This window comes from Streptomyces roseirectus (genome assembly GCF_014489635.1).
Taxonomy (GTDB): domain Bacteria; phylum Actinomycetota; class Actinomycetes; order Streptomycetales; family Streptomycetaceae; genus Streptomyces; species Streptomyces roseirectus.
The window spans coordinates 6767737-6781071 of sequence record NZ_CP060828.1; the positions used below are offsets into that span (position 1 = coordinate 6767737).

Below are 13335 nucleotides of genomic sequence, written 5' to 3' on the forward strand. Positions count from 1 at the left end.
TCGCGGGGGAGGGATCCGGCGGCCACCGGTATGCCGTCCGTCTGCCCCATGAAACCCAGAAGGTGTCGAAATGACAGTCGCCATCGACCGCGCGACCGGCCGCAAACGGCCCGGTGAACCGAAGCCGGGACTGGGCAGGCGTCTGAAACGCGGCTACGACCGGCACTGGTACGCGTACGCCATGATCGCCCCCGTCGCGATCGTCCTCGGCGTCCTCGTCGTCTACCCCCTCGGCTACGGCTTCTACCTCACCCTCACCGACGCCAACAGCCTCAACACCGCCCGCACCATCGGCGCCAACCACATCGACGCCACCTACCAGTTCATCGGCCTCGACAACTACGCCGACATCCTGTGGGGCGACACCGCCTACGACCGCTTCTGGTCGCACTTCCTGTGGACGATCGTCTGGACGGCCCTCTGCGTCGCCCTGCACTACACGATCGGCCTCGCCCTCGCCCTCCTGCTCAACCAGAAACGCCGGGGACGCACCCTCTACCGGCTGCTCCTCGTCCTGCCCTGGGCGGTGCCGACGTTCGTCACGGTCTTCGGCTGGCGCTTCATGCTCGCCGACAGCGGCATCATCAACTCCGCCCTGGACGCCCTGCACCTGCCGACCCCGCAGTGGCTGGAGGACACCTTCTGGCAGCGGTTCGCCGCCATCATGGTCAACACCTGGTGCGGCGTCCCCTTCATGATGATCTCCCTCCTCGGCGGCCTCCAGTCCATCGACAACACCCTCTACGAAGCAGCCGAGATGGACGGCGCGAACCCCTGGCAGCGCTTCCGCTACGTCACCCTGCCCGGCCTGCGCGCGGTCAGCTCCACCGTCGTACTCCTCGGCGTCATCTGGACGTTCAACCAGTTCGCCGTCATCTTCCTGCTGTTCGGCACCACCGCGCCCGACGCGCAGATCCTCGTCACCTGGGCCTACTACCTCGGCTTCGGCCAACAGCCGCGCGACTTCGCCCAGTCGGCCGCCTACGGGATCCTGCTGCTCGCCATCCTCGTCGTGTTCACCTCGTTCTACCGGCGCTGGCTGAACCGCAACGAGCCCGACGTCGCGATCTGAGAGGAGAGTTCACCGTGACCGCAACCGTGCCCACGAAGGCCCGCCCCCGGGGGAAGGGCAGCCCGCTCGCCTCCCTCGCCTCGCACACCGTCCTGATCCTGGCGAGCCTGATCGCCCTGTTCCCCGTCGCCTGGCTGGTGTTCCTCTCACTCGGCCCCGACAAGGACGACTACCTCCACCCCGGGCGCATCTGGTCCAAGATGACGCTCGACAACTACAGCTTCGTCCTCCAACACACCAGCTTCTTCGACTGGTTGAAGAGCTCGCTGATCGTCTCCCTCGGCACCACCCTCATCGGCGTCTTCGTCGCCGCCACCACCGGGTACGCCGTCTCCCGCATGCGCTTCCCCGGCTACCGCAAGTTCATGTGGCTGCTGCTGCTCACCCAGATGTTCCCGGTCGCGGTGCTGATGGTGCCGATGTACCAGATCCTCGCCGACCTCCAGCTCATCGACACCTACCTCGGCCTGATCCTCGTCTACTGCACGACGGCCGTCCCGTACTCGGCGTGGCTGCTCAAGGGCTACTTCGACACGATCCCCTTCGAGATCGACGAGGCCGGACGCGTCGACGGACTCAGCCCGTTCGGCACCTTCGCGCGGCTCATCCTGCCGCTGGCCCGCCCCGGCCTCGCCGTCGCCGCGTTCTACAGCTTCATCACCGCGTTCGGCGAGGTCGCCTTCGCGACGACGTTCATGCTGGACGACAAGAAGTACACGCTCGCCGTCGGCCTGCAGAGCTTCATCAGCGAACACGACGCCCAGCGCAACCTGATGGCCGCCACCGCCGTCCTCGTCGCCGTCCCGGTCTCGGCGTTCTTCTATCTCGTCCAGAAGAACCTGGTCACCGGTCTCACCGCGGGCGGTACAAAGGGCTGATCTTCAGCGAAACTCCCGCTCTTTTCCGAAAACTCCCGCCCGTGGCCCGACCGTTGTCGGTCACCATGGTCACGAGCGGGGCGGCGGCCGTGCGGTCCCTCCGACCCCGCCGACCGCACGGCCGCCGCTTACCTCCGTACGACCTCTGCCCGATCGACCAGCACAAGGACGCCATGAGCCAGCAGCACTCCGCAGCCGACCAGGCCCAGGTCACCGTCACCGCCGAGGCGAGCCGCCCCGACTGGTGGCGGGAGGCCGTGATCTACCAGGTCTACCCGCGCAGTTTCGCCGACGGCGACGGCGACGGCATGGGCGACCTGGCCGGCGTCCGCGCCCGCCTCCCGCACCTGCGCGACCTCGGCGTGGACGCCGTGTGGCTCAGCCCCTTCTACGCCTCCCCGCAGGCCGACGCCGGCTACGACGTCGCCGACTACCGCGCCGTCGACCCCATGTTCGGCACGCTCCTCGACGCCGACGCACTGATCCGCGACGCCCACGACCTCGGGCTGCGGATCATCGTCGACCTCGTCCCCAACCACTCCTCCGACCAGCACGAGTGGTTCAAGCGGGCGGTCGCGGAGGGGCCCGGCTCGCCGCTGCGCGAGCGCTACCACTTCCGGCCCGGAAAGGGGGAGAACGGCGAACTCCCGCCCAACGACTGGGAGTCCGTCTTCGGCGGGCCCGCCTGGACCCGGCTCCCGGACGGCGAGTGGTACCTCCACCTCTTCGCGCCCGAGCAGCCCGACTTCAACTGGGACCACCCCGCCGTCGGCGACGAGTTCCGCTCCATCCTGCGGTTCTGGCTCGACATGGGCGTCGACGGCTTCCGCATCGACGTCGCCCACGGCATGGTCAAGGCCCCCGGCCTCCCCGACATCGGCGGCGCCGATCAGGTCAAGCTGCTGGGCAACGATGTCATGCCGTTCTTCGACCAGGACGGCGTCCACGACATCTACCGCGCCTGGCGCAAGGTCCTCGACGAGTACTCCGGCGAGCGGATCTTCGTCGCCGAGGCATGGACGCCGACCGTGCAGCGCACGGCCAACTACGTCCGCCCCGACGAACTCCACCAGGCGTTCAACTTCCAGTACCTCAGCACCGATTGGGACGCCGCGAAGCTCCGCGAGATCATCGACCTGACCCTGGAGTCGATGCGCCCGGTCGGCGCCCCGGCGACCTGGGTCCTCTCCAACCACGACGTCACCCGCCACGCCACCCGCTTCGCCAACGAGCCCGGCCTCGGCACCCAGATCCGCCTCGCCGGCGACCGCGAACTCGGCCTGCGCCGCGCCCGCGCGGCCACCCTCCTCATGCTCGCGCTCCCCGGCTCCTCCTACGTCTACCAGGGCGAGGAGCTGGGCCTGCCCGACGTCGTCGACCTCCCCGACGAGGTCCGCCAGGACCCCGCCTACTTCCGGGGCGCCGGCCAGGACGGCTTCCGCGACGGCTGCCGCGTCCCCATCCCCTGGACCCGTGAAGGGAGTTCGTACGGGTTCGGCGCGGGCGGCAGCTGGCTCCCGCAGCCCGCGAACTGGGGCGAGCTGAGCGTCGAGGCGCAGACCGGCGTGGCCGGTTCGACGCTGGAGCTGTACCGCTCGGCGCTGGCCGTCCGGCGCGCGCACCCCGACCTCGGGGCGGGGGAGTCGGTCGAGTGGCTGCCGTCCCCGGAGGGCGTACTCGCCTTCCGGCGGGGGGAGTTCGTGGCCTTCACCAACACCACGGGGGAAGCGGTCGCCGTTCCCGAGTACGGGCAAGTGCTGCTGGCCAGTGGGGAGTTCGACGGGGTGAGCGTCCCGGCGGACACGACGGTGTGGTTCACGGCCTGAGGTCATCATGAGTAGGCCGGCCCTCTGGCAGAGAGGGCCGGCCCGTGTTCACTTCCAGGTGTCGCTGATCGTGTATCCCGACGAACTTCCCGTCGTGTAGGTCCTGTTGGTCCCCGACTCCCACGTCACCGTGCCGGAGCCGTCCTTCTTGATGTACTTGTACTCGAAGGTCGTGTTCGCCGGGACCGACACTGTGCCCGACCAGACCGGGTACCCGGCGGAGGAGAGGGCGACCGCCTTCGAGGTGTCCCAACTGCCCAGCGCGGCAAGGGAACCGGCGACGTAGACGTTGGTGCCGAACGACGTGGTGGCGTACGCGTCGAAGGTCACGTTCACCGTCGTGGAGCCCCCGCCCCCGCCACCGCCGCCACCACCGTCTCCGGCGTGGAAGGCGACCGCGTTCTTCGCCGGGATCGTCAGCGTCGCGTTGCCGCCCGAGACGGTGACCGTGCTGTTCCCGCCGTCGATGACGTTCTTGTACGTCCCGTCGGCCATCCCCGTCGCGAACGTGTAAGTCGCCGCCGAGGAACCGTTGTTGAGGGCGAAGAACCCGGCACCGCCGCGCCCGAAGCCGATCACGGACGACGACTTGGTCTGCCAGTCGGAGACGGCGGCGGTGTCGACGGCGTTGTGCCAGGCGACCATGCCGAGCACGGCGGGGTCGCGGTCGAGGCAGTACCAGCCGTTGGCGCAGTCCGTGTCGGTGACGAACCCGCCCGAGTTCGGGGGCGCTTGGTCGCTCTGGCTGAACTGCCAGCCGGCGTAGACCGTCGGCGTCGACCACTTGTAGGCGAGCTGGAAGAGGTTCGCGAGCCGGTACGCGTCGCCGTCCTTGTACGACAGGTGCAGCCCGTTGCGCTCGGTGTCGTGGTTCGTCACGAACGACACCGAGTTGGCGGCGGGCAGGATGCCGGAGGACGGCAGGGACTCCAGGTCGCTGACGTTGCCCTGGAACGCGGACTTCAGCTTGCTCGCGTAGGTGAAGTCGAGGACGTCGCCGGAGGCGTAGTAGTCGGCGGGCTGGGGAGTCGAGCCGGGGTACACCTCCTGGAAGACGTACGGGTCGGTGCCCGAGGTCGTGTCCGTCAGCTTCGACTCGATCGCCGCGAGGTCGGCCGCGGGGATGTGCTTGGCCGCGTCGATCCGGAACCCGTCGACGCCCAGGGCGAGTTGGGAGTTGAGGAAGTTCGCGATGCCGGTGCGGACGTGGTCCGTGCCGGTCTTCAGGTCGGGCAGGCCGAGGAGTTCGCAGTTCTGGACCTGGGTGAGGTTCCCGTAGTCCTGGATGGTGAGGTCGGCGGTGGGGCAGCTCGACGCGTCGTGGTAGTCGGCGCGGTCCCACTCGGGAGTGTCGTACTTGCTGGTGAGCGTCGTGCCGTTGTAGCCCGTGCCGGTCTGCGCGGCGGTGTGGTTGATGACCGCGTCCGTGTAGACCTTCACGCCGGCCGTGTGACAGGCGTCGATCATCGCCTTGAACTTCGCGGCCGTGCCGAACCGGCTGTTGAGGCCGTAGGAGTAGGGCTGGTAGACGTCCCACCAGTAGGCCGACGCCTGCTTCAGCGACTCCGAGGGCGGCGCCACCTGCACCGCGCCGTACCCGGCGGGGCCCAGGACGTCCGTGCACTCGGCGGCCACCGAATCCCAGTTCCACTCCCACAGGTTGGCGATGACGTCGCCCTTCCTGGTGGGGTCGGCGTGGGCGGAGGCGGCGGGCAGGGCGACCACACCGGCGAGGGCGAGCGCGCTCGCGGCGGTGAGGCGGAGGGTGCGGTGGAGTGTGCGGTGGGGGACACCTGGGGGGTGGTGTCGGTTCATGTCGCGGCTCCGGAACATGAGGGATCACTGTTCAACAATTCGTGAGACTGAGGCAGTTGAGACGGGCACGTCAAGGTGCTGATGCAAATTCTTTCTGACGATTGCAAGACTCTTGCTGTAAACCTTGCGTGAGCGATACGGTCCACGCGGGGTCGGACCCGCCGTAACCGTCAGGCAAGCGCTAGGAGTTCCCGCCCGTGAAACCGAGATGGCCCCGGACGCCGCTGTCCGTGACTGCGCGACGGCCCCGGCGGATCGCCGCCGCCTCTCTCGCCGCCCTCACGGCTGCCCTCGTCCCGCCCGTCACTGCCCACGCGTCCACCCCGCCCGCCCCGCCCTCGGACGCGAGACTCGCCGCCGAACCCGCCCGGCACGACGCGACCCGCGAGCAGTTCTACTTCGTCCTCCCGGACCGCTTCGCCAATGGCGACACCGCCAACGACCGCGGCGGCCTCACGGGTTCACGCCTGAGCACCGGCTACGACCCCACGGACAAGGGCTTCTACCAGGGCGGCGACCTCAAGGGCCTCACCCAACGCCTCGACTACATCAAGGGGTTGGGCACGACGGCGATCTGGCTGGCGCCGATCTTCAAGAACCGCCCGGTGCAGGGCACGGGCAACGACGTGTCGGCGGGCTACCACGGCTACTGGATCACCGACTTCACCCAGGTCGACCCCCACTTCGGCACCAACCAGGACCTCGAAACCCTCATCTCCAAGGCTCACGCCAAGGGCATGAAGGTGTTCTTCGACGTCATCACCAACCACACCGCCGACGTCGTCGACTACGACCCCAAGTCCTACAACTACCTCTCCAAGGGCGCCTTCCCGTACCTCACGAAGGACGGCCGCCCCTTCGATGACGCCGATTACGCGGACGGCAAGCGCAAGTTCCCCCCGGTGAACGCCCGTTCGTTCCCGCGCACCCCGAAACCCGCGAGCACCGCCAAGGTCCCCGCCTGGCTCAACGACCCCACGATGTACCACAACCGGGGCGACTCCACCTACGCCGGCGAGTCCACCACCTACGGCGACTTCTCCGGCCTCGACGACCTGTGGACCGAGCGCCCCGAGGTCGTCACCGGCATGGAGAGGATCTACGAACGCTGGGTGCGGGACTTCGACATCGACGGCTTCCGGATCGACACCGTGAAGCACGTGAACATGGAGTTCTGGACGCGGTGGGCGACCGCCCTCGACGCCTACGCCGCCCGGCACGGCCGCGCCGACTTCTTCATGTTCGGCGAGGTCTACTCGGCCGACCCCGCCCTCACCTCCCCGTACGTCACCCAGGGCCGCCTCGACGCCACCCTCGACTTCCCCTTCCAGGAAGCGGCCCGCCAGTACGCCTCCCAGGGCGGCAGCGCGCAAGCCCTTGCGCAAGTTTTCGGCGCCGATTACCGATACACGACCGACAAGGCCAACGCCTACGAACAAGTCACCTTCCTCGGCAACCACGACATGGGCCGCATCGGCCACTTCCTGAAGCGGGACAACCCGAACGCCACCGACGCCGAACTCCTCGCCAAGGACACCTTCGCCAACGAGCTGATGTTCCTCAGCCGGGGCAACCCGGTGATCTACTACGGCGACGAACAGGGCTTCACCGGCGCGGGCGGCGACAAGGACGCCCGCCAGCCGATGTTCGCCTCCCGCACCCCCGACTACCTCGACGACGACCAGATCGGCACCGCCCGCACCCACGCGAGCGCCGCCTACGACCCGACGTCCCCCCTCTACCGCCGGATCGCCGAACTCGCCCGCCTCCGCAAGGCCAACCCCGCCCTCACGGACGGCGTCCAGACCGAGCGCTACGCCGCGACCGGCCCCGGCGTCTACGCCTTCACCCGCACCGACCGGCACACCGAGTACGTCGTCGCCCTCAACAACGCGACCACTCCCCAGACCGCGACCTTCGCGACTACCTCACCCGGCATGACCTTCCGGGGGATCCACGGCACGCAGGACACCGTCCGCTCCGACGCCTCCGGACGTGTCACCCTCACCGTCCCGCCCGGCAAGGCCCTCGTCCTCAAGGGCGGCCTGGCGAAGCCGACTTCAGCCCCGCAACTCACCCTGACGGCACCCCCGGCCGGCGCCACCGGCACCGTAGAACTCACCGCGAACGTCACCGGCGGACAGCTCAACCGCGTGATCTTCGCCGCCCAGACCGGCAACGGCCCCTGGCGCACCCTGGGTTCGGCCGACCACGCCCCGTACAAGGTCACGCAGACGATCCCCAAAGAAACAGCCCCGACAACTCCCGTCCGCTACAAGGCGGTTGTCGTCGACTCGGAAGGCCGCACAGCCTCCACGACCGCCTCCACCACCACCGGCACCCCGCCCACGGACACACCCCCCACCGCGACGAGCCGCGACTACGCGATCGTCCACTACCACCGCCCCGACGGCGACTACGCGAACTGGGGCCTCTACGCCTGGGGCGACCTCGCGGACGGCGAGGCGACGACCTGGCCCGCCGGTCACCCCTTCACCGGCCGTGACGCCTACGGCGCCTTCGCCTACGTCAAGTTGAAGCCCGGCGCCTCGAACGTCGGCTTCCTCGTCGTCGACAAGGACGGCGACAAGGACGTGGCGACCGACCGCACGATCGACGTCACGAAGACCGGCGAGGTCTGGATCGAGCAGGGCAAGCCGGACGTCACCACCGAACGCCCCGACTACCCGGCCCAGGACAAGGCGAAGGCCGTCCTGCACTACCACCGGGCCGACGGGAACTACGACGGCTGGGGCCTGCACGTGTGGACCGGCGCCGCCAACCCCACCGACTGGTCGGCCCCGTTGAAACCGGCCCGCACCGACGCGTACGGCGCGGTCTTCGAGGTACCCCTCAACACCGGGGCCACCAGCCTCAGTTACATCCTCCACAAGGGCGACGAGAAGGACCTCCCCACCGACCAGTCGCTCGACCTCACGGCCGACGGACACGAGGTGTGGCTCTTGAACGGCCAGGAGAAGTACCTCCTCCCGCAACCGGCGGGCAGCGCGGCGGCCCTCGACCTGACCACCTCCAAGGCGATCTGGCTCGACCGGAACACCGTCGCCTGGAACAGCGGCGACGCCGCCGCCTCCACCCAGCTCCTCTACTCCCGCACCGGCTCGATCAAGGTCGAGAACGCCACCCTCACCAGCGACGACGAACGCTGGCTCCGCCTCACGAAGACCACCCTCACCGACGCCCAGAAGGCCAAGTACCCCCACCTCAAGGACTACACGGCCTGGACGATCGACCCCCGCGACCGACCCCGCGTCCGCGAGGCCCTACGGGGTCAACTCGTCGCCTCCCAACGGGCGGTTGGGGGTACCTCCCAGGCTTTCGGCACTGGGGGAGGTGCTGTTCTCGCCGCGACCGGCGTCCAGCTCGCCGGCGCCCTGGACGACCTGTACGACGCGACCAAGGAGAAACTGGGCCCGACGTTCACCAAAGGCTCCGTGAGGCTCGCCGTCTGGGCCCCCACCGCCCAGACCGTCGCCCTCGACCTCGACGGCAAGACCGTCCCCATGAAGCGCGACGACACCACCGGCGTCTGGTCAGTCACCGGCCCGCGCGCCTGGCAGAACAAGCCCTACCGGTACTCGGTAAAGGTCTGGGCCCCGAGCGTCCGGCAGCTCGTCACCAACCACGTCACCGACCCCTACTCCCTCGCCCTGACCGCCGACTCCGAACGCAGCCTGATCGTCGACCTGAACGACAACTCCCTCGCCCCGCAAGGCTGGAGGACCTACACCAAGCCCAAGGCCGCCCCCATGAGCGGCGCCCAGATCCAGGAGCTCCACATCCGGGACTTCTCGATCGCCGACCGCACCTCTCGACACCCCGGCCAGTACCTCGCGTTCACCGACAAGAACAGCGACGGCTCCAAGCACCTGCGGGAGTTGGCGAAGTCCGGCGCCGGCTACGTCCACCTGCTCCCCGCGTTCGACATCGCCACCATCCCCGAACGCCGCGCCGACCAGGCCACCCCGGACTGCGACCTCGCCGCCCTGCCCGCCGACTCGGAGAAACAGCAGGAGTGCGTGGGCAGGGCCGCCGCGCGGGACGCCTACAACTGGGGCTACGACCCGTACCACTACACGGTCCCGGAAGGGTCGTACGCGTCGGACCCCGACGGCACCGCCCGCACGGTCGAGTTCCGCCGGATGGTGAAGGCGCTCAACGACGACGGTCTACGGGTCGTCATGGACGTCGTCTACAACCACACGGCCGCCGCCGGACAGGCCGACACCAGCGTCCTCGACCAGGTCGTACCCGGGTACTACCAGAGGCTGATGCCCGACGGCAGCGTCGCGAACAGCACCTGCTGCGCGAACACCGCGCCCGAGAACGCCATGATGGGCAAGCTCGTCGTCGACTCGGTCGTCACCTGGGCCAAGGAGTACAAGGTCGACGGCTTCCGCTTCGACCTGATGGGCCACCACCCCAAGGCCAACATCCTGGCCGTCCGTAAGGCCCTCGACGCCCTCACCCCTGAGAGGGACGGGGTGGACGGCAAGAAGGTCGTCCTCTACGGCGAGGGCTGGAACTTCGGCGAGGTCGCCGACGACGCCCGGTTCACGCAGGCCACGCAGCGGAACATGGCCGGCACCGGCATCGCCACCTTCTCCGACCGGGCCCGGGACGCCGTGCGCGGCGGCGGCCCCTTCGACGCCGACCCCGGCGTCCAGGGCTTCGCCTCCGGCCTCTACACCGACCCCAACTCCTCGACGGCGAACGGCACCCCCGCCCAGCAGAAGGCCCGCCTCCTGCACTACCAGGACCTCATCAAGGTCGGCCTGACCGGCAACCTCGCCGGATACCGCTTCACCGACACCGACGGCCGCGAGGTCACCGGCGCCCAGGTCGACTACAACGGACAGCCCGCCGGCTACGCGTCCGCCCCCGGCGACGCCCTCGCCTACGCCGACGCCCACGACAACGAGTCCCTGTTCGACGCCCTCGCGTTCAAACTCCCCGCCCGCACCGGCCCCGACGACCGCGCCCGCATGCAGGTCCTCGCGCTGGCGACGGCCCTCCTCTCCCAGGGCCCCGCCCTCTCCCAAGCCGGCACCGACCTGCTGCGCTCGAAGTCGCTGGACCGCAACTCCTACGACAGCGGCGACTGGTTCAACGCGATCCACTGGAACTGCGCCGACGGCAACGGCTTCGGCCGTGGCCTGCCACCCGCCGCCGACAACGCCGACAAGTGGCCCTACGCGAAACCCCTGTTGACGAGCGTCGAGGTCGGCTGCCCCCAGATCGAGGGAGCGTCCGCCGCCTACCGCGACCTGCTGAGGATCCGTACGACGGACGAGGCGTTCTCCCTCACCACGACAGCGCAGGTCCAGTCGGCCCTGTCGTTCCCGCTGTCCGGCCCCGGAGAGACACCCGGCGTGATCACCATGCGCCTCGGTGACCTGGTCGTCGTCTTCAACGCGACCCCGCACGTCCAGGACCAGAAGGTGGCCGAACTCGCCGGTGCCGACTACCGGTTGCACCCTGTTCAGCGCGCGGGCGCGGACCCTACCGTGAAGGGGGCGCGCTACGAGCGGGTTTCGGGCACGTTCGCCGTTCCGGGGCGCACGGTAGCGATTTTCTCCCGTACGGCTTGACGGCGCAGTAAGTTGTTGAACGCAAGGGATCGGTAAGTGCGGCTCGCCTCACGCATGTGCAGGGAGAGGAGACGGCCGTCGACGCTCAGCGGATCACCGAGGACGACGCCGGCGCGACCGTGCTGGTGGTCGACGACGTGGCGGCCAGCCGCTACGCCATGGGCGCCGTGCTGCGCCGCGCCGGACACCGCGTCGTGGACGCGGCGAGCGGCCGTGACGCCCTGCGCGAGGTCGACGTACGGCTGAGCGAGGGCGACCGGTTCGACGTAGCGCTGGTCGACGTCGGCCTGCCGGACATGAGCGGCTTCGAGCTGTGCCGGCGGCTCAAGGCGGCGCCGCGCACGGCCACGCTGCCCGTCGTCCACTTCTCCGCCGCCGTCGCGCCCCTCGACCGGTGCAAGGGGCTCGACGCGGGCGGCGAGGCGTATCTCACCGTCCCCGCCGACCCGATGGAGATCCAGGCCGTCGTCCGCGCGGCCCTGCGCGGGGCGCGCAAGCGCGGGGACGCCGAACAGGCGGCCCGGCGGCTGGCGTTGCTCACGGAGGCGATCGTCACCGTGCAGAGCGCGCGCGACGTGCAGGAGTTGGCCGACGCGGCGGCCGAGGGCGCGGCCCGGTTGACCGGCACGCCGGCCGTCGTCCTCGTCGTCGGCTCGCAGGGGCGGGTGTACCGGGGGCTGCCGCGCGGGCGGGCGCTGGTCGTGCCGCCGGACGAGGGGGCCGACGGGACGGTCGTCCGGCTGGTGAACCGGCTCGTGGAGGGGCGGGCCGGGACGCGGAACGTGGTCGTGCCCGCCGCGCTGTGGCCGCCCGGCTACTTCCGGCGCGGCGTCCGCGACGACGCCCGCCTCGTCCTCGCGCCCGCGCGCGACGGCGGTACGTCGGTGTGCCTGGCGACGCCCGCGCCGTCGGTCCACGACCTCGACCCCGGCGACGACGACCTGCTCGCCCGGCTCGCCCAGGCGACCGCGCTGGCCGCCGAGCCGCTGCTGATGTACCAGATCGAGCGGCATGTCGCGCTCACCCTCCAGCACAGCTTCCTGCCCCGCCCCGACACGCTGCCCAAGCTGCCCGGCGTCGACGTCGAGGTGCGGTACGTGCCCGCCTCGATGGAGGCCGAGATCGGCGGCGACTTCTACGCCGCGCTGTCCACCGACGCCGGCGCGCTCGTCGCCGTCGGGGACGTCGTCGGGCACTCGCTGGACGCGGCGACGGTCATGGTCGAGCTGCGGCACGCGTTGCGCGCGTACTGCATCGAGGACAGCGACCCGGGCGTCCTCGCCGCCCGCCTCGACCACATGCTCCAGCGCTACCACCCCGAACTCACCGCGACGCTCTGCCTGATGCTGGTCGACGCGGACGCCGGACGGGTCCGGGTCGCCAACGCCGGGCACATCCCGCCGCTGCTGATCGGCGACGGCACCGCCGAGTACGTCGACGCGGCCGGTCCGCTGCTCGGCCTCGGCCTGCCCCGCCCCGAGCCCGCCGAGTTCCGACTCGCCGCAGGACAGCGCCTGTTGATGGTCACCGACGGCCTCATCGAGACCCGGGGCACCGACCTCGCCGTCTCCCTCGGCCGCCTCCGCCAGGCCGCCGCCGGCGCCCCCGAGGGCCTGGACACCCTCTGCGACCTCCTCCTCGGCTGCTTCGCCGACGGCCGCGAGGACGACATCGCGATGCTGGCCCTGCAACTGCGGTGAGCGCTCACCCCCTTGGTTAGGGTGGCGTGACCCGCACCTACCGAGGAGCCCGCATGCCCCAGATCACCGTCGACCACTCGGCCACCCTCACCCCGTCCTTCGACCGCGCCGCCTTCGCCCGCGACCTGCACGCCGCGACCGTCGAGATCGCCGCCGCCCGCCCCGAGGCGTGCAAGACCCAGTTCCGCGCCGCTGAGCACACCGCCTTCGGGTACGAGGACGGCGGCCACGCGGTCGTCCACGTGACCATCGGCCTCCTCGCCGGCCGCACCCCCGAGGTCAAGTCCGAACTGACCGCCGCCGTGCTGGAGTTGCTGAAGAAGCATCTCGCCGGCCTGGGGGCCGACGGCCTCGTCCTGCACGCCTCCGCCGAAGTCCGCGACCTGGACCCGTCGTACACGAAGTTCGAGCGGTAAGTCCCTTACCGGTAAC

7 protein-coding genes are annotated in these 13335 nt (G+C 70.0%); 6 read left to right on the forward strand and 1 reads right to left on the reverse strand.

The window, feature by feature from the left end; translation table 11 throughout:
- Positions 1–70 precede the first annotated feature (70 nt).
- The 3 genes from IAG44_RS28995 to IAG44_RS29005 all read left to right on the forward strand — a co-directional run bounded on the left by IAG44_RS28995 (position 71) and on the right by IAG44_RS29005 (position 3776).
- Positions 71–1072, forward strand: coding sequence for a carbohydrate ABC transporter permease (locus IAG44_RS28995; RefSeq protein ID WP_187750015.1), 1002 nt, complete (start codon positions 71–73; stop codon positions 1070–1072).
- Between the two features lie 14 nt (positions 1073–1086).
- Positions 1087–1950: a sugar ABC transporter permease gene (locus IAG44_RS29000; RefSeq protein WP_187750016.1), complete on the forward strand. Its 864-nt coding sequence runs from the start codon at positions 1087–1089 to the stop codon at positions 1948–1950.
- Positions 1951–2123: 173 nt separating this feature from the next.
- Entirely contained in the window at positions 2124–3776 is a 1653-nt protein-coding gene (locus tag IAG44_RS29005; RefSeq protein ID WP_187750017.1) for a glycoside hydrolase family 13 protein, read from the forward strand.
- 48 nt (positions 3777–3824) lie between these two features.
- Here IAG44_RS29005 and IAG44_RS29010 read toward each other — a convergent pair whose 3' ends face one another.
- Positions 3825–5591, reverse strand: coding sequence for a carbohydrate-binding module family 20 domain-containing protein (locus IAG44_RS29010; protein WP_187750018.1), 1767 nt, complete (start codon positions 5589–5591; stop codon positions 3825–3827).
- Positions 5592–5788: 197 nt separating this feature from the next.
- Here IAG44_RS29010 and pulA point away from each other — a divergent pair, with 197 nt between their 5' ends.
- The 3 genes from pulA (at position 5789) to IAG44_RS29025 (ending at position 13319) form a co-directional block, all read left to right on the forward strand.
- Complete coding sequence (gene pulA, locus IAG44_RS29015) at positions 5789–11203, forward strand: pullulanase-type alpha-1,6-glucosidase (RefSeq protein WP_425508476.1); 5415 nt, start codon at positions 5789–5791, stop codon at positions 11201–11203.
- A 158-nt stretch (positions 11204–11361) separates the two neighbouring features.
- Positions 11362–12903 carry a fused response regulator/phosphatase gene (locus IAG44_RS29020; RefSeq protein ID WP_246564568.1) on the forward strand — a complete coding sequence of 514 codons (1542 nt, stop codon included), beginning with the start codon at positions 11362–11364 and terminating at the stop codon, positions 12901–12903.
- A 53-nt stretch (positions 12904–12956) separates the two neighbouring features.
- On the forward strand, positions 12957–13319 hold the full coding sequence (locus tag IAG44_RS29025; RefSeq protein ID WP_187750020.1) for a 5-carboxymethyl-2-hydroxymuconate Delta-isomerase: 363 nt from the start codon (positions 12957–12959) through the stop codon (positions 13317–13319).
- Positions 13320–13335: the final 16 nt, after the last annotated feature.